Origin of the sequence: Streptomyces sp. NPDC094147, assembly GCF_044764265.1 — a bacterium.
In the GTDB taxonomy this organism is placed as follows: domain Bacteria; phylum Actinomycetota; class Actinomycetes; order Streptomycetales; family Streptomycetaceae; genus Streptomyces.
Map to the genome: position 1 here is coordinate 184,666 of NZ_JBIWHT010000009.1, position 21,168 is coordinate 205,833.

17 protein-coding genes are annotated in these 21,168 nt (G+C 72.5%); 12 read left to right on the forward strand and 5 right to left on the reverse strand.

Annotation, left to right across the window (positions count from 1 at the left end; all coding sequences use genetic code 11):
• The first annotated feature begins 4 nt into the window (after positions 1-4).
• Positions 5-1,393, forward strand: coding sequence for a cystathionine beta-synthase (locus tag ACIQ8J_RS16795; RefSeq protein ID WP_403271541.1), 1,389 nt, complete (start codon positions 5-7; stop codon positions 1,391-1,393).
• Between the two features lie 372 nt (positions 1,394-1,765).
• On the opposite strand, the gene ACIQ8J_RS16800 is transcribed toward ACIQ8J_RS16795, so the two are convergent.
• Positions 1,766-2,212, reverse strand: a complete 447-nt coding sequence (locus ACIQ8J_RS16800; protein ID WP_403271543.1) for a hypothetical protein — start codon at positions 2,210-2,212, stop codon at positions 1,766-1,768.
• Entirely contained in the window at positions 2,199-3,635 is a 1,437-nt protein-coding gene (locus tag ACIQ8J_RS16805) for a purine-cytosine permease family protein (protein WP_403271545.1), read from the reverse strand. The genes ACIQ8J_RS16800 and ACIQ8J_RS16805 overlap by 14 nt, the downstream gene beginning before the upstream one ends.
• Before the next feature lie 288 nt (positions 3,636-3,923).
• Between ACIQ8J_RS16805 and ACIQ8J_RS16810 the strand changes: the two genes are divergently transcribed.
• Both ACIQ8J_RS16810 and ACIQ8J_RS16815 read left to right on the forward strand, forming a co-directional pair.
• Positions 3,924-4,763, forward strand: a complete 840-nt coding sequence (locus ACIQ8J_RS16810) for a MurR/RpiR family transcriptional regulator (RefSeq protein WP_403271547.1) — start codon at positions 3,924-3,926, stop codon at positions 4,761-4,763.
• A 114-nt stretch (positions 4,764-4,877) separates the two neighbouring features.
• Positions 4,878-5,444, forward strand: coding sequence for a hypothetical protein (locus tag ACIQ8J_RS16815; protein ID WP_403271549.1), 567 nt, complete (start codon positions 4,878-4,880; stop codon positions 5,442-5,444).
• A 12-nt stretch (positions 5,445-5,456) separates the two neighbouring features.
• Here ACIQ8J_RS16815 and ACIQ8J_RS16820 read toward each other — a convergent pair whose 3' ends face one another.
• Positions 5,457-6,815: a diaminopimelate decarboxylase gene (locus ACIQ8J_RS16820; RefSeq protein WP_403271551.1), complete on the reverse strand. Its 1,359-nt coding sequence runs from the start codon at positions 6,813-6,815 to the stop codon at positions 5,457-5,459.
• A gap of 114 nt (positions 6,816-6,929) precedes the next feature.
• Between ACIQ8J_RS16820 and hutU the strand changes: the two genes are divergently transcribed.
• From hutU to hutI, 4 genes are all read left to right on the forward strand, one after another.
• A complete protein-coding gene (hutU, locus tag ACIQ8J_RS16825; RefSeq protein WP_403271553.1) occupies positions 6,930-8,588 on the forward strand; it encodes a urocanate hydratase in 1,659 nt (552 codons plus the stop codon).
• Between the two features lie 95 nt (positions 8,589-8,683).
• Entirely contained in the window at positions 8,684-9,904 is a 1,221-nt protein-coding gene (locus ACIQ8J_RS16830; RefSeq protein WP_403271555.1) for an allantoate amidohydrolase, read from the forward strand.
• Positions 9,895-11,247, forward strand: coding sequence for a formimidoylglutamate deiminase (locus tag ACIQ8J_RS16835; protein ID WP_403271557.1), 1,353 nt, complete (start codon positions 9,895-9,897; stop codon positions 11,245-11,247). Before ACIQ8J_RS16830 ends, ACIQ8J_RS16835 begins: the two co-directional genes overlap by 10 nt.
• A gap of 53 nt (positions 11,248-11,300) precedes the next feature.
• On the forward strand, positions 11,301-12,506 hold the full coding sequence (hutI, locus tag ACIQ8J_RS16840; RefSeq protein ID WP_403271558.1) for an imidazolonepropionase: 1,206 nt from the start codon (positions 11,301-11,303) through the stop codon (positions 12,504-12,506).
• Positions 12,507-12,547: 41 nt separating this feature from the next.
• Here the strand turns inward: hutI and ACIQ8J_RS16845 are convergent, their stop codons facing one another.
• Entirely contained in the window at positions 12,548-12,844 is a 297-nt protein-coding gene (locus tag ACIQ8J_RS16845) for a hypothetical protein (RefSeq protein ID WP_403271560.1), read from the reverse strand.
• A 275-nt stretch (positions 12,845-13,119) separates the two neighbouring features.
• Here ACIQ8J_RS16845 and ACIQ8J_RS16850 point away from each other — a divergent pair, with 275 nt between their 5' ends.
• The 5 genes from ACIQ8J_RS16850 to ACIQ8J_RS16870 all read left to right on the forward strand — a co-directional run bounded on the left by ACIQ8J_RS16850 (position 13,120) and on the right by ACIQ8J_RS16870 (position 18,993).
• Positions 13,120-14,190, forward strand: coding sequence for a GNAT family N-acetyltransferase (locus ACIQ8J_RS16850; protein WP_403271562.1), 1,071 nt, complete (start codon positions 13,120-13,122; stop codon positions 14,188-14,190).
• Between the two features lie 126 nt (positions 14,191-14,316).
• Positions 14,317-15,570: a glycosyltransferase gene (locus ACIQ8J_RS16855; protein ID WP_403271666.1), complete on the forward strand. Its 1,254-nt coding sequence runs from the start codon at positions 14,317-14,319 to the stop codon at positions 15,568-15,570.
• A complete protein-coding gene (locus ACIQ8J_RS16860; RefSeq protein ID WP_403271564.1) occupies positions 15,567-16,370 on the forward strand; it encodes a polysaccharide deacetylase family protein in 804 nt (267 codons plus the stop codon). Before ACIQ8J_RS16855 ends, ACIQ8J_RS16860 begins: the two co-directional genes overlap by 4 nt.
• A gap of 136 nt (positions 16,371-16,506) precedes the next feature.
• Complete coding sequence (locus tag ACIQ8J_RS16865) at positions 16,507-18,423, forward strand: hypothetical protein (RefSeq protein WP_403271565.1); 1,917 nt, start codon at positions 16,507-16,509, stop codon at positions 18,421-18,423.
• A 171-nt stretch (positions 18,424-18,594) separates the two neighbouring features.
• Positions 18,595-18,993, forward strand: a complete 399-nt coding sequence (locus ACIQ8J_RS16870) for a hypothetical protein (RefSeq protein ID WP_403271567.1) — start codon at positions 18,595-18,597, stop codon at positions 18,991-18,993.
• On the opposite strand, the gene ACIQ8J_RS16875 is transcribed toward ACIQ8J_RS16870, so the two are convergent.
• Positions 18,994-21,090 (reverse strand): lipopolysaccharide biosynthesis protein, encoded by a 2,097-nt coding sequence (locus tag ACIQ8J_RS16875; protein WP_403271668.1) that lies wholly within the window; start codon positions 21,088-21,090, stop codon positions 18,994-18,996.
• Between the last annotated feature and the right edge of the window lie 78 nt (positions 21,091-21,168).

Genomic DNA, 21,168 nt, shown 5'->3' on the forward strand with positions numbered 1-21,168 from the left:
AACGGTGCGATTCCACGACTCGATGATCAGCCTCGTAGGCAACACCCCGCTGGTGAGGCTCAACAGTGTGACCCAGGGCATTCAGGCGACGGTCCTGGCCAAGGTCGAGTACTTCAACCCGGGCGGCTCGGTGAAGGACCGGATCGCCGTCCGCATGATCGAGGCGGCCGAGCAGTCCGGCGCGCTCAAGCCAGGCGGCACGATCGTCGAGCCGACCAGTGGCAACACGGGTGTCGGCCTCGCCATCGTGGCCCAGCAGAAGGGCTACAAGTGCATCTTCGTCTGCCCTGACAAGGTCTCCACGGACAAGATCAACGTGCTGCGGGCGTACGGCGCCGAGGTCGTGGTCTGCCCGACGGCGGTCGACCCGGAGCACCCGGACTCGTACTACAACGTCTCGGACCGCCTGGTGCGCGAGACGCCGGGGGCCTGGAAGCCGGACCAGTACAGCAACCCGAACAACCCCCGTTCGCACTACGAGACCACCGGTCCCGAGCTGTGGGAGCAGACCGAGGGGAAGATCACCCACTTCGTCGCGGGCGTCGGCACCGGCGGCACCATCTCCGGCACCGGCCGCTACCTCAAGGAGGCCAGCGACGGCAAGGTGAAGATCATCGGCGCCGACCCGGAGGGCTCCGTCTACAGCGGCGGCTCCGGCCGTCCGTACCTGGTGGAGGGCGTCGGCGAGGACTTCTGGCCGACCGCGTACGACCGGACCGTCACCGACGAGATCGTCGCGGTGTCCGACAAGGACTCCTTCCAGATGACCCGGCGCCTGGCCAAGGAGGAGGGCCTGCTCGTCGGCGGCTCCTGCGGCATGGCCGTGGTGGCCGCGCTGAAGGTCGCCGAGGGCCTCGGCCCGGACGACGTGGTGGTCGTGCTCCTTCCGGACTCCGGCCGCGGCTACCTCTCGAAGATCTTCAACGACGAGTGGATGGCGGACTACGGCTTCCTGGAGGAGGCCGGTCCCTCGGCGCGCGTCTCCGACGTGCTCGGCTTCAAGGAGGCCGGTCACCTGCCCTCGCTCGTGCACATGCACCCCGAGGAGACGGTCGGCGAGGCCATCGAGGTGCTGCGGGAGTACGGCGTCTCGCAGATGCCGATCGTGAAGCCGGGCGCCGGTCACCCCGACGTCATGGCCGCCGAGGTCATCGGCTCGGTCGTCGAACGCGAGCTGCTTGACGCCCTGTTCACCCAGCGCGCCTCGCTCGGCGACGCGCTGGAGAAGCACATGAGCTCGCCGCTGCCGCAGGTCGGCTCGGGCGAGCCGGTCGGCGACCTGATGTCCGTGCTCGGCAAGGCGGATGCGGCGATCGTGCTGGTCGAGGGCAAGCCGACGGGTGTCGTCAGCCGTCAGGACCTGCTGGCCTTCCTGGCCCGCACCGCGCAGTAACTCCGCCGCGCGCGGCCCGAGTCGGTGAAGTCGCACAACTGGTACGAGCGCGACATGTGCGCGCAGCACCGGCTTAACACGGCTCGGGCACATTGGTGGATGTCGGCAGGGGAACCCGGGCAGGGCGACCCGGCCGGCGCACCAGCGGCGTCAAGGAACTTCCGGAGCGGCTCCCGGACTTCCCCCGACGCCCAAGGACGCGGAGACCGGCCCTGACCCGGGACCGTGTCCCTCGCGGGGACCGCCGTCGTCCCGCCCCCCGGGCAACCGGGGGTGTGGCGGTCCCCGCGATCACCTTTTCCCGGCTGCCCGCCGATTGCCGAACTGCCGCTTGCCGATGGGCGATTGCGGCTTGCCGCCCGGCACTCCCGCTCAGTCGATCTCGGCCGTGCGGCGCCTGCGCTGCAGCCACGGCCAGGCCTGCGCGGCGTGCACCCCGTTCACGGCGACTATGCCGAGCCAGGTGACGACCAGCCCCTCGAAGCCCGCGTTGACCACGCCGATCGCGGAGAGCGGTATCGCGAGGATCAGCGAGACCATGGCGAAGCCGAAGCGCTCGCCGAAGCGGCTCTCCGAACCGTCCGGGGACGGGCGGCCGCCGCGGGCCACGACCATCTGCTGCTCGGCGAGCTGGCGCCGTATCCGCCGGTCAACCGAGCCGTCGACCCGCTGCTCGACCTTCTCCAGGAAGGAGTCGACGAGCGCGGACTCGTACTCGGGGCCGAGCTCCCGGCGGGCGTGCAGGGTGGCGTCGAGTTCCTTCTTGAGCTCGGCGTCCCTCAGGGGGCCGGGCCTGAGCTCAGTGTCACGGGCGTCCATGCTGTTCAAGGTACGGAGCCGAGGGCGCGTGTGCAGTGGGGCTAGCCCCCGTATTCCTTCCTCGTGCCAGCACGAAGAAGAGCGCCGCCGGGACGGCGAGACCCACGATCCAGGAGACGTCGGCGCCGCCGAGCCGCTCGACCAGCGGGCCGGTGTAGAAACTGCTGGCCAGGAAGGGCAGTTGGGCGAGCACGCCGATCCCGTACACCAGCAGCGCGTCCCAGCGCCAGGCCCCGTAGCGGCCCCCGCTGTCGAAGAGGGCCGGGATGTCGTAGCGCCCGCGGGAGATCAGGTAGTAGTCGACCAGGTTGATCGCGGACCACGGGGTGAAGAAGGTCAGCAGGAAGAGCAGGAAGTCCTTGAACGAGGTCAGGAACGAGTCCTTGCCGGCGAGGGCCACCGCCGTGCCGGCCAGCATGATGCCCGTCATGTAGAGGGCGCGGGCGCGCGGGCCGACGGTCTTCTGGGCGCGGAAGCCGCTGACGCCGGTCACCAGCGACATGAAGCCGCCGTAGGTGTTGAGCACGTTGATGGTGAGCTTGCCGAGCGCGATCGTGAAGTACAGGAACGAGGCGATCAGACCGGTGCCGCCGAGCCCGACGACGTAACCGACCTGGTTGGCGAGGAAGGCGTCGCCCGCGGTCGCGGCGACCAGCACGCCGAAGGTCATCGACCACTGCGACCCCAGCGCCGACCCCGCCAGCGTCCACCAGAAGGTGGCGCGGGTGCTGGTCGTGCGGGGCAGATAGCGCGAGTAGTCCGCGACGTACGGGCCGAACGCGAGCTGCCAGGACGCGGAGAGCGAGACCGCGAGCAGGAACATCGGCAGGTCGAAGGCGCGGTCGTGCAGGACCGCCGTCAGGTCGGTGCGATCGAGCAGGCGGATGCCCAGGTAGACGAAGGCCAGGGCGCAGATCACGCTCGCCACCCGGCCGAGCGCGTGGATCACCCGGTAGCCGATCGTGGCCGTCACCGCGGTGACCAGCGCGAAGATGACGATGCCGGGGGTCGCGCCGAGGTGGGTGAGCTCGCCGACCGCCTGGCCCGCGAGCACGCTTCCGCTCGCGAAGAATCCGACGTACATCACGATCACCAGGAGCAGCGGGACCACGGCGCCCTTCACGCCGAACTGGGCCCGCGAGGAGATCATCTGCGGCAGTCCCAGGCGCGGCCCCTGCGCCGAGTGCAGTGCCATCACGGTGCCGCCGGCCAGATTGCCGACGACCAGGCCGATCAGCGACCAGAAGGCACCGCCGCCGAAGACCACCGCGAGGGCGCCCGTCACGACGGCGGTGATCTGGAGGTTCGCGCCGAGCCAGAGCGTGAACTGGTCGAAGGCCCGGCCGTGGCGCTCGTCGTCCGGCACGACGTCGATGGAGCGGCGCTCGACGAGGGACGCGGCCGGTGCGGCGGGTTCGGTCATGGGAAGGGGTGCTCCTTCGCGGCGAAGGGCGGTGCAGGCTTGCCCGGCTGTATATCGTCATGCAGAGTTCTGGGTGACTGAATAGCTTGTCAATGGCCCGTACCCGAGTCGTTGGCCCGGTGCCCGGGAATGGTGGTGTTCGCGCATGTTGTCGTCCCACCCCCTGGACGCCTCGGGGGATTCGCCGACCGGTCCGGCCGCGGTCGGTCACGCTGTACCTTCCCGGGCGGCCGCACCGCTCGACCAGCTCACGGACTTGACGGATTTGTACGTACGAAGGGGGACGGCATGAGCGACAGCCCTGCCGCACGGCTGCACCTGCTCTTCGAGGGGCGCCGGCTGACCCCGACCCAGCGGCGCATCGCCCACTGCATGGTGCGCCGCGCCGCCGACGTGCCGTTCCTGTCCAGCGTCGAACTCGCCGAACTCGCCGGAGTCAGCCAGCCGTCGGTGACCCGGTTCGCGGTCGCCCTCGGCTTCGACGGCTACCCGGCGCTCCGCCGCCACCTGCGCGAGGTGGCCCCGGCCGCGGCCGGCGAGCCCGCGCAGACCACGTACAACGAGTACCAGCAGGCGGTGCGGGCCGAGATCGAGAACCTCCAGCACCTGGCCGGGCTGCTCGCCGATCCGCGCCCGGTGGAGGAGGCGGGCCGGCTGCTCGCCGCGTCCCGGCCGCTGCCCGTGCTCGGCCTGCGCGCGGCCTCCTCGCAGGCCCGCGGCTTCGCCTACTTCGCGGCCAAGGTCCACCCCGACGTACGCCTCCTGGACGAGGGCGGCACGATGCTGGCCGACCGGATCGACGCGGCGCTGCGGGCCGGGGCCTCTGCGCTGCTGTGCTTCGCGCTGCCGCGGCATCCCAAGGAGGTCGTCGAGGCGCTCGGGTACGCGCAGTCCGTCGGGCTGACCGTGGTCACGGTCGCCGACTCGGCCTTCGCGCCAGTCGCCAAGTACAGCGATCTCCTGATCCCGGCGGCCGTGGGGACCGGGCTCGCCTTCGACACGGCGTGCGCGCCGATGCTGCTCGGCCGGGTCCTTCTGGAGGCCATGTGCGACGACCTCCCGGACGCGCAGGCGCGCTTGGAGGAGTTCGACGCGAAGGCCGCCGCGCGCGGCCTGTTCGTGGAGTAGCCGCCCCGGCCTCTCGCGGCGCACGCCCGCTCTCGCGGACGCGCCGCTCTCACGAACCGCTCAGATTTTCCCGCTAACCTCCGCGCCAGGACGTCGACGGCACGGAGGTGGAGCGTGGGTCGCGGAGCGCAGGCGCTGGCGCGCGTGGCGGTGATCGTACGGGCCGGGGCGGGCCCGCTGTGGTGGCTCGGCCTGCTGGCCGCCGGCATCGGCGGGGCGCTGCCCGTCAGTCTCACCGGCCGCAGGATCGGGCTGCTCGCGGGCGCGGCGCTGGGTGTCGTCGCGGCGGCCGTGGTGTTCCTCGCCCGGCGCCGCCGCTACACGCACTTCGCCGGGGCCGCCTCCCGCGCCGCCAAGGCGGACTTCCTGCAGGCCCGTTCCGTGACCGTACGCACCTGGCGCCGGGCCTGGCGCTGGTGGCTGCTGCTCGCCTTCCTCGCGGCGGTCGGCTCCGCCTTCGCGCTGCCCGGCGCGGGCGGCCTACTGATGGCGGGCGCCGGGGCGGGACTGTGGCTGAAGGCCGCCTGGCTCGGCCGGCGCGAGCGCGCCGCCGACGCGCTGCTGTGGGTCCGCACGGACTGGGTGCCCCAGGGGCGGCCGGTCGGCAAGCGGGTACGGGGCTTCAGGACGACCGGCCTGAGCGCGGGCGACGCCGCACCCGGCGGAGCCCGGCGCCGCTGAATTCGCGGGCGCTCAGGTCCGGTCGGCGAGCAGGGCGTCCGCGTGGGCGCCGCCCGCCTCGGCGACCAGGTCCGCGATCGGCTGCGGACTGCGCACGGTCGCGAACCGGACGCCGTCGGGCTCCGCCGTGAAGCCGTAAATCCCGGGCCGGGCAAGGGAGTTGTAGGAGTAGTGGTGGGCGAAGTAGTACGCCCCCGTGTCCAGCACTCCCGCGTAGTCGCCCTGTTCGAGCAGCGGCAGCGGGCGGTTCTCGGCGAGCAGGTCCCCGGCGAAGCAGGCGGGTCCCGCGATGTCCTGCGCCACGGCCGGGCCCGCCTTGGGGCGGCCCTTGGCGTCGTACGCCTCGATGCGCAGCGGCCAGGAGGCCGGCGCGTACACGGTGCGGGCGGCGATCTGCACCCCGGCGTGGGTGACCGCGATGGGGCGGCCGCCCGAGGTCTTCGCGTACTCGACCCGGGCGAGGACCGTGCCGTGCTTGGCCAGCAGCGACCGGCCGAACTCCGTCACCAGCGCGTACCGCCCGTCGAACAGGCCCGGCACCGCGTCCTTCAGGAGCCGTGCGTAGGCGGCGTACGTCGGCGTCTCCTCGTCCGAGGTGAAGTTGACCGGAAGCCCCCCGCCGATGTCGAGCGTGTCGACCTGCCGCCGGCCGGCCGCCGCGTTGATCTCCTCGGCGAGTTCGTACACCGCCCGGACGCCCTGCGCCATGAGGGGGAGCGCCACGCCCTGCGAGCCGGAGTGCGTGTGCAGCCGGGTCAGCCAGGGGCGCTCCAGATAGGCCCGCACGACCCACTCCCGGGCGCCCTCGTCGAGCAGCGCCACCCCGAACTTGGAGGTGGCCGTCGCCGTGGACAGCGCCTCGATGGACCCCGCTCCCAGCTGCGGGTTGACGCGCAGCCCGATCGGTGAGGAGGTCGGCGCCGACCCCACGAGCGCGTCGAGGCGGGCCAGTTCCTGGGGGTTGTCCGCGTTGACGGCGATGCCCAGGGCGAGCGCCTCGCGCAGCTCGGCCGGGGTCTTGGCGGGGGAGTCGAGCACGGTGGCGGCGGGCGGCACCCCGGCGGCCGTGGCCAGCGCCAGCTCGCCGGGGCTCGCGACCTCGGCGCCCAGGCCCTCGGAGTGCAGCAGCCGCAGTACGGGGACCAGCGGGCAGGCCTTCACGGCGAAGGCGTGCAGCACGGGCGCGTCGGTCACGGCGGCGAAGGCGTCCCGCAGCGCGGCCGCGCCGGCGCGGATGCCGGTGATGTCGAGGAGGGCGACGATGGGGGCGTCGGGCCCGGCGAGACCCTGCCCCACCGCCGCCCGTACGGCCTGCTCGCGGCGCTCGGCCGCCGCTGTCCCGGCCGCTGCGGACCGTGCCTGGGAAGTCATGCGATCAAGCCAATCACCGGGTGGGCGGATGTGCAGAGCCATCGTTCTATTGACTAGTTCTATTCAGTGACCCAGGATGTGAATATCTGGATCAGGTCACGAGGAGGCATCGCCATGTCAGGACCCCGCCCCGTACGGGCACCGCGCGGTACGGAACTGAGCGCCCTGGGATGGCAGCAGGAAGCCGCGCTGCGCATGCTCCAGAACAACCTCGACCCCGAGGTCGCCGAGCACCCCGACAAGCTCGTCGTCTACGGCGGCACCGGCAAGGCCGCCCGCGACTGGCGCTCCTTCGATGCCATGGTGCGCACGCTGCGGACCCTCAAGCAGGACGAGACGATGCTCGTCCAGTCCGGCCGCCCGGTCGGCGTGATGCAGACCCACGAGTGGGCCCCGCGCGTCCTGATCGCCAACTCCAACCTGGTCGGCGACTGGGCGAACTGGGAGGAGTTCCGCCGCCTGGAGCAGCTGGGTCTGACCATGTACGGCCAGATGACGGCCGGATCCTGGATCTACATCGGCACCCAGGGCATCCTCCAGGGCACCTACGAGACCTTCGCCGCCGTCGCCGCGAAGAAGTTTGACGGGACGCTCGCCGGCACCATCACCCTGACCGCCGGCCTCGGCGGCATGGGCGGCGCCCAGCCGCTCGCGGTCACCATGAACGACGGCGTCGCCATCTGCATCGACGTCGATCCGCGCGCCATCGAGCGCCGCATCGAGCACCGCTACCTCGACGTCCGCGCCAACTCCCTTGAGCACGCGCTCCAGTTGGCGGTCGAGGCGCGCGACGCCCGCAAGCCGCTCTCCATCGGCCTGCTCGGCAACGCGGCCGAGCTGCTCCCGCGCATGCTCGCCGAGGGCGCCCCGATCGACATCGTGACCGACCAGACCTCGGCCCACGACCCGCTCTCCTACCTTCCGGTGGGCGTCGACTTCGACGACATGGCGACGTACGCGGCCAAGGACCCGGCGGGCTTCACCACCCGCGCCCGCGAGTCGATGGCCCGGCACGTCGAGGCCATGGTCGGCTTCATGGACGCGGGCTCCGAGGTCTTCGACTACGGCAACTCCATTCGTGGCGAGGCCCAACTCGCAGGGTATGAGCGGGCGTTCGCGTTCCCCGGCTTCGTGCCCGCCTACATCCGCCCGCTCTTCTGCGAGGGCAAGGGCCCGTTCCGCTGGGCCGCGCTGTCCGGCGAGGCCTCGGACATCCACAAGACCGACCGGGCGATGCTCGAACTCTTCCCCGAGAACGAGTCCCTGCACCGCTGGATCAAGATGGCGGGGGAGCGGGTCCACTTCCAGGGCCTTCCCGCACGCATCTGCTGGCTCGGCTACGGCGAGCGCGACAAGGCCGGCGAGCGCTTCAACGACATGGTGGCGAGCGGGGAGCTGGCGGCTCCGCTGGCCATCGGCCGTGACCACCTCGACTGCGGTTCGGTGGCCTCGCCCTACCGCGAGACCGAGGCGATGCTCGACGGCTCCGACGCGATCGCCGACTGGCCGCTGCTGAACGCCATGGTCAACGTGGCCTCCGGTGCCTCCTGGGTCTCCATCCACCACGGTGGCGGGGTCGGCATGGGCCGTTCCATCCACGCCGGGCAGGTGTCGGTGGCCGACGGCACGAAGCTGGCGGGCGAGAAGATCCGGCGCGTCCTCACCAATGACCCCGGGATGGGCGTCATCCGGCATGTCGACGCCGGGTACGACATCGCGGAGTCCGTCGCCGACGAGCGCGGCGTCCGCATCCCGATGCGGGAGGGCGAGTGACCCCGCCCGCCCAGGGGGTCGCCCCGGGGGCTCCGTCCCCGGACCCCCGTTCGCGCCTTGAGGGCGCTCGCCCTCAGGCCCCGGACGGGCCGGGCATGCCGAGCTCGGCAGCCTCCTTCCAGGAGATGTGGCGCGAGCTCGCCCCCATCGGGCGGCACCCTGAATCCAGCGGCTACCGGCGGTTCGCCTGGACCGAAGCCGACTCCGAGTGCCGGGAGTGGTTCCAGGCGCAGGCCACCGCGCGCGGGCTCGGCTACGAGGTCGACCGCAACGGCAACCAGTGGGCCTGGCTCGGCGACCGCGAGGCCGGGGACGCCGTCGTCACCGGGTCGCATCTCGACTCCGTGCCCGACGGCGGCGCCTTCGACGGGCCGCTCGGTGTCGTGTCCTCCTTCGCCGCGCTCGATGAACTCCGGCGCAGAGGAGCGGAGTTCAGCAGGCCGCTCGCCATCACCAACTTCGGCGACGAGGAGGGCGCCCGGTTCGGGCTCGCCTGCGTCGGGTCGCGGCTCGCCGCCGGGCAGCTCACCGTCGAGGCCGCGCACCGGCTGCGCGACGCCGACGGGATCAGCCTCCCGCAGGCCATGGAGCGGGCCGGGTACGACCCGGACGCCATCGGTCCGGACCCGGAACGCCTCGCCCGCATCGGCGCGTTCGTGGAGCTGCACGTCGAGCAGGGCCGGGCGCTCGACCTGAGCGGGGACGCCGTCGGCATCGCCTCGGCCATCTGGCCGCACGGGCGGTGGCGGTTCGACTTCGCGGGTGAGGCCAACCACGCCGGCACCACCCGCCTCGTCGACCGGCGCGACCCGATGCTCACGTACGCCGAGACCGTCCTCGCCGCCCGTCGTGAGGCCGAACTCGCGGGCGCCGTCGCCACCTTCGGCAAGATCTCCTGCGAGCCCAACGGCGTCAACGCCATTCCCTCCCTGGTGCGCGGCTGGCTCGATTCGCGGGCCGCGGACCAGTCCACCCTGGACACCGTGGTCGCCGCGATCGAGCGGGCGGCGAAGGAGCGGGCCGAGCGGGACGGGGTCGACCTGAGCGTGGTGCGGGAGTCCTTCACCCCCGTGGTGGAGTTCGAGCACGCGCTGCGGGACGAGATCGGCAAGATCCTCGGTGGTCACACCCCGGTCCTGGGAACCGGCGCCGGACACGACGCCGGAATCCTGTCCGGATCGATCCCGACCGCCATGCTGTTCGTGCGCAACCCCACCGGCGTCTCGCACTCCCCGGCCGAGTCCGCCGGCGAGGACGACTGCGTGGCCGGGGTGCTCGCACTCGCCGATGTACTGGAGGGCCTGGCGTGCAGGTGACGTACTGGCTTGAGCACGCCTGGCTCGACCCCGTGGTCGAGCCGGGCGTGGTGGTCGACGTGGCGGACGGCGGCCGGATCGCCGCTGTGCGCACGGGAGCCGGGACGCCGCCGCCCGGTGCCGTGGTGCTGCGCGGGTTCACCGTTCCCGGGCTCGCCAACGCCCATTCGCACGCCTTCCACCGGGCCCTGCGAGGCACCGTGCAGGTCGGCTCCGGGACCTTCTGGACCTGGCGCGAGACCATGTACCAGGTCGCGTCCCGGCTCACCCCGGACTCCTACCACGCGCTCGCCCGCGCCGTGTACGCGGAGATGGCGCTCGCGGGGATCACCGCCGTCGGCGAGTTCCACTACCTCCACCACGCGCCGGGCGGCACCCCCTACGACGACCCCAACGCGATGGGCGAGGCGCTGATCGCCGCGGCCGCCGAGGCGGGCATCCGCATCACCCTCCTCGACACCGCCTACCTCTCCTCCGGCATCACCGAGGACCACCGGGGGGCCGCCCCCAACACCCACCAGCTCCGCTTCTGCGACGGCACGGCCGAGGCCTGGGCCGAACGCTGTTCAGTTCTCAAGGACCGCGACCACGCCAGGATCGGCGCGGCCATCCACTCCGTACGGGCCGTTCCCGGCAGCCAGTTGGGCACGGTGGCGCAGTGGGCCCAGGCGCGGCGGGCCCCGCTCCATGTGCACCTCTCCGAGCAGACCGCCGAGAACGACGCCTGTCTCGACGCGTACGGCATGACGCCCACGCAGCTGCTCGCCGAGCACGGGGTGCTCGGGCCGCGCACCACCGGCGTCCACAACACCCACCTCACCGACGCGGACATCTCCCTGCTCGGCTCCACCGCCACCGGCACCTGCATGTGCCCCACCACCGAACGCGACCTCGCCGACGGCATCGGCCCCGCCCCCGCGCTCCAGCGGGCCGGCTCCCCGCTCTCGCTCGGCAGCGACAGCCATGCCGTGATCGACATCCTCGAAGAGGCGCGCGCGATGGAACTGGACGAGCGGCTGCGCACCCGCACCCGGGGCCACTGGACGGCCGCCTCGCTGCTGCGCGCCGCCACCGCCGACGGGCAGGCCGCCCTCGGCTGGCACGAGGCGGGCCGGATCGAGGCGGGCGCCCTCGCCGACCTCACCACCATCGCGCTGGACTCCGTCAGAACAGCGGGCCCGGTGCCCCGGCTGGCCGCCGAGACGGCCGTATTCGCGGCCACCGCCGCCGATGTGCGGCACACCGTCGTGGGCGGGCGGCACGTCGTACGGGACGGTGCGCACGCGCTCGTGCCGGACGTCCCGCGCGCACTGGCCGAGTCCGTCGCAGCCTTGAGGGGCTGACCCCCAACCCGTGCCGTCCGCTGCCCCCGAACCCGTTGGAGAACACCCCCGCGATGACCACCACAGCCATCACCAACATCGCAAGCCTGGTCACCAACGACCCCTCCCTCGGATGGGGGTCCCCCCGCTCGAGCAAATTCGAGAGTGGGGGAAGAACTCCCCTCGGTCTGATCCAGGACGCGGCCGTCGTCATCGACGGCGACCGCGTCGCCTGGGTCGGTGAATCAAGCAAAGCACCCGCCACTGACAACGGCGTCGACGCGGGCGGCCGGGCCGTGATCCCGGGCTTCGTGGACTCCCACTCCCACCTCGTCTTCGCGGGCGACCGCACCCAGGAGTTCAACGCCCGGATGTCGGGCCAGGCCTATGCGGCGGGCGGCATCCGCACCACCGTCGCCGCCACCCGGGCCGCCTCCGACGAGCAGCTGAGCGCGAATGTCGCCCGGTACATCGCCGAGGCGCTGCGCCAGGGCACCACCACCCAGGAGACCAAGTCCGGCTACGGCCTCACCGTCGCCGACGAGGCCCGCGCGCTGCGCATCGCGGCCGGGCACACCGACGAGGTCACCTACCTCGGCGCGCACATCCTCGCCCCCGAGTACGCCGACGACCCGGCCGGATACGTCGCCCTGGTCACCGGCGAGATGCTCAACGCCTGTGCCCCGTACGCCCGTTGGGTCGACGTGTTCTGCGAGAAGGGCGCCTTCGACGGCGACCAGGCGCGCGCGATCCTCACCGCGGGCAAGGCAAGGGGGCTGCTGCCGCGCGTCCACGCCAACCAGCTGACGTACGGGCCCGGCGTGCAGCTCGCCGTCGAGCTGGAGGCCGCGTCCGCCGACCACTGCACCCACCTCACGGACGCCGACGTCGACGCCCTCGCCAACAGCGCGACGGTCGCGACCCTGCTGCCCGGCGCCGAGTTCTCCACCCGGGCCCAATGGCCGGACGCCAGACGGCTGTTGGACGCCGGGGCGACCGTCGCGCTGTCCACCGACTGCAACCCGGGCTCGTCCTTCACGTCCTCGATGCCGTTCTGCATCGCGCTCGCGGTACGGGACATGAGGATGACCCCCGACGAGGCGCTCTGGTCGGCGACCGCCGGCGGCGCGGCCGCGCTGCGCCGCACCGACATCGGCCGCATCGCCCCGGGCGCCCGCGCCGACCTGGCGTTCCTGGACGCGCCCTCGCACGTCCACCTCGCCTACCGCCCCGGCGTCCCGCTGGTCGGCGAGGTCTGGCGCCGGGGCCGCAAGGTCTGAACCGGGCAGGGCGGCCGCGCCGCCGCCCCCGCCCGGGGCGCTCAGGAGGCCAGTCGCTCGATCTCCGCCGTCTCGCCCGCCGCGAGCAGCGCGAAGAGCCGCAGCACCTCGTCCTCGGTCACGCCCGACAGCTGGCGCGGCGCCGTGTCGGGGTCGTCCAGGTTCTCCCACAGCAGCCACAGCAGCTCGCCGCTCGGGAAGACGCTCAGCGACCACCCGTTCTCATGGGTCAGCGAGACGTCGGGGTGCTCGGTGTCGGCGTCGGCGAGGCCGTCCAGGATGGTGCGCATGGTCGCTTCGTCGGGCTCGTCGACGGAGGCGCCCGTCAGGTCGGTCATGAAGTAGCTCATACCGTGCATTAGCTCATGCCGGACCCCTCACGCGTACGCCCGGCCCCGCCCGTCCCGCCCGCCGTCAAGCCCAAGGAGCGGCCACATCGACGCCGCTGTACCAACCTTCACCGTATGGTCACAAACTCCGGGACAGTACCTACCGTCGGGTGAAATCGACCGGTACCGTCCAGGTTCAGCGTGGCTCGGGCGGAGACCGGGGGGTCGAGTTGAGCAGTCAGCGCGGGAGCGGCGCCGCCCAGGGCGCACGGGGACGCATACGAGTGGCCAGGCCCGGCGATCTGAGCGCCGGGGAGCTGGAGATCTGGCGGGAGCTGCGGGCCAAGTCGGGTGCGCCGGCGAATCCCTTCATGGAGCCCGAGTTCACCCTGGCCGTGGGCCGGGTCCGGTCCTCGGCGCGCGTGGCCGTGGTGTACGAGGGGGGCGAACCCGCGGCCTTCTTCCCGTACGAGAAGGGAAAAGTGGGGCAGGGACGGGCCGTCGGGTTCGGGGTCTCGGACTGCCAGGGCCTGATCGCACGGCCTGAACTCGCCCTGGAACGCGACGAGTTGATGCGTTCCTGCGGTCTGTCGTCCTGGGTGTTCGACAACCTGGAGGCGGGCCAGCCGCACTTCGCGCCGGACGCGGCCGCCGAGTACGCCTCCTTCGTGATCGACGTGGGGGCCGGTTACGAGGCGTACGAAACGATCCTGCGGCAGCGGTCGCCGAAGTTCTTCAGGACGACGACCGCCAAGGAGCGCAGGCTGGGGCGGCAGGCGGGGGAGGTCCGGTTCGTCTTCGACGAGCGGGATCCGGCGGTGCTCGCCCAGCTCATGGAGTGGAAGTCCGCGCAGTACCGCCGCACCGGGCGCCGCGACCGGTTCGCCCAGGAGTGGATCAACACCCTGGTGCGACAGCTCGCCCACACCCGCGCGCCCGGCTGCTCGGGGGTGCTCTCGGTCCTGTACGCCGGCGGCAAGCCGGTCGCCGCCCACTTCGGGCTGCGCTCGGCCACCGTCCTGGCCTGCTGGTTCCCGGCGTACGACCCGGAGTTCGCGAAGTACTCGCCGGGTCTCGTGCTCCATCTGCGGATGGCCGAGGCCGCGGCGGCCGAGGGCATCGGGATGCTGGACCTCGGGCGGGGCGCCGCCGAGTACAAGGACGCGCTGAAGACCGGCGAGATACCGGTGTACGAGGGGGCCTCCACCAGGCCCGGCGCGGGCGCGGTGCTGCACTGGATCGGCCGCGAGCCGTCCCGCCGGGCGCACGGATTCGTACGGAAGCGGCCGCGGCTCGCCGAGTTCGCGCAGCGCGGCCTGAGGCAGGCCGGGCGGCTGCGCGGCGCCGGAAGGTAGCCCCCGACGGGGCACGGTCATCGGGACACCCGGAGCTCGGGGGGAAACGCAGTGTCGGACAGGTCGCAGTCGTCGCACGGCCCGGAGGCCCAGAACCTCGTGAGACAGCAGGGCATCAGTCAGGGGATCAGCGTGGGGGAGCTGGACCTCGACGGCCTGGACGGGGACGTCCTGTCGCTGACGCCCGCGCCGGGCGGGCCGCCGGTCGGCCCCGGTGAGGTGTACGTCCTGGTGCGGCTGCGGGGGCGGCCGGTCGGGACGGTGCTCGGACAGGTCAGGGAGGGCGACGACGCGGCCGAGGTGCTCGCGGGGGCGGCCCGCAAGCAGCTCACCGGATACGTGCCCGAGGAGCGGCCCGCGCCCGCCGTGGCGCTGCCGCGCGCCAGCGTCGTCGTCGCCACCCGGGAGCGCGCCAGCCAACTGGCCCGCGCCCTGGACTCGTTGCTCGGTCAGGACCACCCCGACTACGAGATCCTCGTGGTCGACAACAACCCCGCCACCGACCAGACCCGCGAGCTGATCGGGCGGCGCTACGCCGCGCTCGGCGTGCGCTACGCGGCCGAACCCGTGCCGGGCCTGGCCGCCGCCCACAACCGGGGCGTCGCGTGCGCGCACGGCGAGATCATCGCGTTCACCGACGACGACGTGATCGCCGACCGGCGCTGGCTCTCCTCGCTGGCCGCGCCCTTCGCGGGCGATCCCCGGCTCGGCTGCGCCACCGGGCTCATCCTGCCCGCCCGGCTGACCACCCCCGCCCAGATCCTCCTTGAAAGCCACGGCGGCTTCACCAAGGGCTTCGCGCCCCGGCACTTCGACCCGCGCAGGCCCCCCGCCGACGAGCCGCTGTTCCCGTTCACGGCGGGCAGATTCGGCTCCGGCGCCAACATGGCCTTCCGGGCCCGCGTACTGCGCGCCGTCGGCGGCTTCGACCCGGCCACCGGCACCGGAACCCCGGCCCGGGGCGGCGACGACCTGTACGCCTTCGCGCGGGTCGTCGTCGCGGGCCACCGGCTCAGCTACACGCCCGAGGCGCTCGTCTGGCACCACCACCGCGAGACCTGGCAGGACCTGGAGAACCAGGCGTACGGATACGGCGCCGGGCTCACCGCCTACCTCACCGCGATCATCGTGCGCCGCCCGGCGCTGCTGCCCGCGCTGCTCGCCCGGGTGCCGCGCGGCGTCGCGCACGCGCTCGCCATCAGCGCCCACCGCGACGCCGGCGAGCAGTCCGTACCCGGCGAGCACGGCTCGCAGAGCTACCCGTGGCCGCGCTCGCTGTCCCGCCTGGAGCGCAGGGGCATGCTGTACGGGCCAATCGGCTACCTCCGCGCCCGGCGCCGGGTGCGCGGCCACCGGCTGCCCTGGGAGGCGGCCCGATGAGCGGCGCGGCGCCCCGCATCCCGGTGCTCCTGTACCACGCGGTGATGGACGACCCGCCGGACTGGATCGCCGAATTCACCGTCACACCACGGCAGTTCACGGCGCAGCTCGACGTCATCCGCGACAGCGGACGCACGCCGGTGACCATCGCCGCGCTCGCCGCGCACTTCGCGGGCCGGGCCCCGCTGCCGCCCCGGCCCGTCGCGCTCACCTTCGACGACGGGTTCGCCGACCTGCCGGGGCGCACCGCCGAGGCGCTCGCCGAGCGCGGTCTGCCCGCCACCGCCTACCTCACCACCGGTGCGATCACGCCCGGCCGCCGCAGCCTGCTGCCGCCCGCCCCGATGATGACCCTCGACCAGGCGAAGCTCCTGGAGGAGTACGGCCTCGAAGTCGGCGGCCACACCGTCTCGCACCCCCAGCTCGACACCCTCACGCCGAGGGCTCTCAAGCGCGAACTCGTGGAATCCAAAGCGGTGTTGGAGGACGCGCTCGGCCACCGGATCGACCATCTCGCCTATCCGCACGGCTACAACAGCCGCGCCGTGCGCACGGCCGCGCGCGCCGCCGGGTACCAGACGGCCGTGGCGGTACGGCACGCGCTCAGCTCGGAGCGCGACGAGGCCTTCCGCATCGCCCGGCTCATCCTGCGCCGCGGCCACACCCTCGCCGACGTCGAGGCGTGGATGCGCGGCGAGGGGGCACGGGCGGCCCCGTACAACGACTCGCTGCGGACGGTCGGCTGGCGGCTCTACCGCAGGGCCAGGGCCGCCGTGAAGGGGCCCGTCTTCGCGGGGTGAGACGAGGAGAGGAGCGGTCTGCGGTGTATCGGTGTAGCCACACAAACGCGAAGAGTGTTCCTATACTTCGCTGAAGGGGACAGCCAGGGGACAGCGGCGTGACGGCCGCGACCACATCTGTGGGGGGAGTCGCACTGTGCAGCAACGTGTGCCCACGCCGGTCCAGGGGAGCGGGCAGCCGCCCCCCGGCGGGACGGCCGAGGAGCAGGCGGCGGACGGACCCGCGAAGGGCGCCCCGCGCTGGTCGAGACCGGATCTGATACAGCCTCAACTACTGTTCACCTGGCTGCCGTTGGTGGTCGCGGCCGCCTTGTGGGTGTACGCGCTGGGGCACATCGACTACCGCCACATGGGCGACTGGGGCCTGCTCGACAAGCTGCCCGCCGCCTTCTGCCTCTCCCTCGCGGTCCTCACCGCAGGGTTCGTCGTCAGCCTGCGGCGGGCGGGCACGGCGCCCTGGTGGCCGGGGCTCTACAGCGTCGCCCTGCTCTTCGCCCTCAAGGCGCCCACCGCGATCCTCTACGACTCGGTGCGCTACCCCTGGTCGTCCAAGCACGACGCGGTGGTCAACCACCTCCTGGCCAACCAGGAGTTGCGGCCGGGCGTGCCGCTCTCCGGCAACATGGCGGCGTACGACCAGTGGCCCGGCTTCTTCACCCTCAACGCCGGTCTGGTGCGCGCCTTCGGCGTGGACACCGCGGCCTCGTACCTCAACTGGGCCTCGCTGTTCTACGGCGTCGTCCTCATCCCGGTGCTCGTCCTGATCTACCGCACCTTCGCAGAGGACTGGCGTCTGGTGTGGACCGGTGTGTGGATCTTCGAGGTCGCCAACTGGGTCGGCCAGGACTACTTCTCGCCCCAGGGCATGGCGCTGATCCTGCACCTGGCCGTGCTCGCCGTGGTGTTCCGGCACTTCGTACGCCCCGGGGCCGCGGGCGAGCTGAGGTCGCGGGCCAACCTCGACCCGGCCGCGGCCAGCGTTCCGCCGCCCACCACGAAGCGCCAGCGCGCCGTCTGCGTCGCGATCCTCGCCCCGATGATCGCCGCCATCAACTTCACCCACCAGCTCACCCCGGTGATGCTGTGCGTCGCTCTGATCGCCCTCAACCTCACCCGGCGCTACCGCAACCCCGGGCTGCTCGTCGTCACGGCCGTCATCATGCTGATCTGGGACGTCACGATGGGCCGTCCGCTGTTCGTGGAGACGCTCGCCTCGCTGAAGGAGTCCGTCGGCAACCTGCTCAACAACTCGCGGGCCGGATACGCGGGTCAACTCACCGGCCCCGGGCCGGTGTTGCAGGGCCGGGCCGACGTCGTCATGGTCCTGGTGATCGCCGGGCTCGCGGTGGTCGCCGTGGTCCAGCGGCGCAAGCTGGTCAGGAGCGCGCTGCCGCTGCTGCTGGTGTCGGTGGCGCCGGTGCCGCTGTTCGCCGTCAACGACTACGGCGGCGAAATGCTCTTCCGCGTCTACCTGTTCGGGCTGCCCGGCGCCGCGTTCTTCGCGGCCGCGGCGCTGGTGCCGGCGCCTGCGGCCGGGCCGGGCAAGGCGCGGATCAGCCCCGTGGTGCGCAGGCGCGTCGCGGCCGTCGCCCTGCCGGTGGTGCTCGTCCTGCTCGTGGCCGGGTTCATCCCCGCCTACTACGGCAAGGAGCGGATGTACTACACGCCGCCCGCGGAGACGGCGATGGTGACCAAGGTGCTCGACAACGCGCCCAAGGGCTCGATGATCCTCGCCGTCACCGGCTCCTTCCCGCAGTCGCTGCACCGCTACGACCAACTGGAACACTGGTACGTCGCCGAACAGCAACTGCCCCAGAACGAGGTCATGCTGAGGGATCCGGTGGGCTATCTGGAACCCCAGCTGCCGAAGGACGGGCGGCCGGTGTACTTCATCCTCACGCGCACGCAGGACATCTACACGGCGGGGGAGGGACTGCTGCCGGCCGGCGGCTTCCAGGAGCTCAAGACCAAGCTGGAGGCTTCGCCGAAGTTCCGGATCATCGATCAGACCGCGTACGGAACGGTGCTGGAGTACCAGGCGCCTCGGTCCTGACCCCGCCTTCCGGTCACCCGGCACGTGGTCCTCAAACGCCGGGCGGGCTTGGGTGCTGCGGTGCCGCACCCCATAGTCCCGCGGGGAACTGCGCGACAACGTGTCGGCGGCCCGCGGTCGAGCAGCAACGTACGTGAAGGATCGGCCCTCAATGACCCGGAGGTCGTCACAATGACCCTCAAGCAGACGCACATCAGAGCCACTGTCGCCCTCTCCGGGTGGCTGGCGCTGGCCGCCACCGCGCTGCCGGCAGCGACACCGGCCCGCTGGATCCCCGTACTGCTCTTCGTAGCCCTCGGCCCCGGCTTCGCGCTGTTGTACCCGCAGCCCGACACCCTGCGACCCGGGGCCCGCCTGGAGGCACTCGCGCTCGCCGCGCCGCTCAGCCTGTCGTTCGGGGCGCTCGTGTCCACCTGCCTCTTTCTCGTGCACGGCTTCTCGGGGACGGCGTTCCTGATCTGCCTGGCCGCCTTCTCGACCGTGGCCTGCGCCTTCCCGGGGCTGCCGCTTCCGGCCGCGACCCGGGGTGCCGCGGAGCGCACCCGCGCCAAACCCGGGGCCGGACGGTGATCAGGTCACCCGGGCGCCGGGCGCCGGGCGTTCACCCCGGTCGCTGAACCAGCGGTGGACCAGCGCGGCCGCCGTGGTCGCGCACAGCCCGGTGAAGACGGGCAGGGCGATCGCGGCGAACGTCTGCTGCGCCGCCCAGCCCGCCACCGCGAGCACCCACACCACGACCGAGGTGATCCGCCAGTGCGTACCCAGGGCGCGCAGGGTCACCGTCGCCAGCGCCAGGCACAGCAGTTGCAGCGCCGTCGGCAGCCAGCGCTCGACGCCGCTCCGGTCGGCGAACCCGGCGGTCTCGGCGAGGAAGCGGGCGAGCTGGGCGTGCCAGGGGCCGGACACCGCAACCGGCTGCACGCCGAGGATGACCGGCGCGGTGTGCAGGCCCGCGACCGTCACCCACAGACCGGCCGCGAGCAGCCCCGGGCGCGGCCGGTACAGCGACACCGCCGCGCTGCACACCACGATGAGCAGCACCCCCGCGGTCAGGCTGACCGGCGGCAGCGCGTGCAGGAGGCCGGTGCCGTTGAGGCGGGCGCCGGGGGTGTCCGCGGCCCGCGACAGCGGCACCCAGAACAGTCCCGCCGCAAGTCCCAGCAGCAGCCACAGCGCGGTCGTGAGCAGCGACTCGTCGCCCTCGCGGGGCTCCGGCAGGATGCGCAGGTGCAGGGTGGTCGCGGAGCCCTGTTCGGGGTGGGCGCCGGGTACGTACACGGGGATGCCGAGCGCGGGCGTGGCGGTGTCCATGCCGCCGCGCAGATACGCGGTCTGGGTGCTCCAGCGGGTGCCGTACTCCAGAGCCTCCTCGGTCCGGGCGGCCTGCGCCCGACGGGCCCAACTGGTGCCGTACTCCTCCGACTTGGGCCTGCCCGGGGTGTGGATGGTGGCGCGGCCGGCGAGTGCGCCGCGCAGTCCGGGCACGCAGCACAGCGCCATCAGGGTCATCGCGCACAGCTGCGCCCAGCCGGCGCCGGAGATGCCGAACACGCCGAGCAGCACCGCCGCGCTGCCGAGGACCAGGGTGCACATGGCGCCCTGGAGGATCGCCAGCATGCCGGTGCGCCCCTGCACGCGCAGCACGCCGATGTACAGCTCGACGGCGACCCGGGGGATCGCGGCGGCGGCCAGCAACTGAAGGACCAGCGTGCCGTGCTGGGCGTAGCTGCCGCCGAACGGGGCGAGGATCTGGCGGGCGAACAGGACCAGGAAGAGCACGACCGGGATCAGCAGGAGGGCCATCCGGCGCAGCGCGCCGCGCACCCCGTCGGCGAGCTTGTCCGGGCTGTGCGAGGAGTGCGCGGTGAGCGAGGAGGCCATGTTGATGGCCATGAACTCCATGGTCCCGCCGACCGTGTACGCGATGAAGAAGAAGCCGTTCTGCGCGGCCGGGAAGCGCACCGCGACCATCACCGGAAGCAGGTTGATCATCGCGAGCGAGAACAGCGCCCCGACCGAGTCGCCGGCCAGGAAGCGGCCGATCTCGCGCAGTTCCGGGACCGGCCGGTCGCGGTCGGCGGCGGCCTGCGCGGGGATCAGTCTGCGGAAGACGAGCCAGCCGAGCGGCAGGATGGAGCACACCATCGCCGCCGCCCAGGAGACGAAGACGCCGAGGGCGAGGGTCGCGCAGGCGGCGAGGAGCAGCAGCTTGGTGAGCGAGAACACTGCGTTGCCGACCGGCACCCAGATCGCCTTGCGCAGCCCCGTCAGGACGCCGTCCTGAAGGGTCAGGATCGACCAGGCCACGGACGACACCGTGAAGATCACCCCGGCGGTGAGCCCGGACAGCGGCTCGTACGAGGGTCCCCACAGCGGCAGCGTGAACAGGAAGACGACGGAGGCCACCGCCACCACGACGGCGCTGGCCACATAGGCGCGCAGGACCAGCGTCCCGGTCGCGCGGCCGGCCCGCGGTATGTAGCGGACCACCGCGCCGATCATGGTGGTGGCGGTGATCGAGGCGAGCAGCTTCATCGCGGCGATCGCGGCCGAGCCCTGCCCGACCGCCTCCTCGCTGTAGTAGCGGGCCGCGACCAGCCAGAAGCCGAGGCCGAGCGCGGCCGATACGGCGGTGGAGAGCATCAGGGCGTAGGCGTTGCGGAACATCGAGTCGCCGCTGCCCTGGGCGGAGGGCGGGCCGGGGTTGTCGGCGACGGCCCGGTCGGACGACACGGCGGCGATGTC

Coding starts and splice junctions, on each gene's coding strand:
- ACIQ8J_RS16830 (WP_403271555.1), top strand. CDS start 8,684: ATGCCGAGCTCGGCAGCCTCCTTCCAGGAGATGTGGCGCGAGCTCGCC.
- ACIQ8J_RS16860 (WP_403271564.1), top strand. CDS start 15,567: ATGAGCGGCGCGGCGCCCCGCATCCCGGTGCTCCTGTACCACGCGGTG.
- ACIQ8J_RS16870 (WP_403271567.1), top strand. CDS start 18,595: ATGACCCTCAAGCAGACGCACATCAGAGCCACTGTCGCCCTCTCCGGG.
- hutU (WP_403271553.1), top strand. CDS start 6,930: ATGTCAGGACCCCGCCCCGTACGGGCACCGCGCGGTACGGAACTGAGC.
- ACIQ8J_RS16845 (WP_403271560.1), bottom strand. CDS start 12,844: ATGACCGACCTGACGGGCGCCTCCGTCGACGAGCCCGACGAAGCGACC.
- ACIQ8J_RS16875 (WP_403271668.1), bottom strand. CDS start 21,090: ATGTTCCGCAACGCCTACGCCCTGATGCTCTCCACCGCCGTATCGGCC.
- ACIQ8J_RS16810 (WP_403271547.1), top strand. CDS start 3,924: ATGAGCGACAGCCCTGCCGCACGGCTGCACCTGCTCTTCGAGGGGCGC.
- hutI (WP_403271558.1), top strand. CDS start 11,301: ATGACCACCACAGCCATCACCAACATCGCAAGCCTGGTCACCAACGAC.
- ACIQ8J_RS16805 (WP_403271545.1), bottom strand. CDS start 3,635: ATGACCGAACCCGCCGCACCGGCCGCGTCCCTCGTCGAGCGCCGCTCC.
- ACIQ8J_RS16800 (WP_403271543.1), bottom strand. CDS start 2,212: ATGGACGCCCGTGACACTGAGCTCAGGCCCGGCCCCCTGAGGGACGCC.
- ACIQ8J_RS16820 (WP_403271551.1), bottom strand. CDS start 6,815: ATGACTTCCCAGGCACGGTCCGCAGCGGCCGGGACAGCGGCGGCCGAG.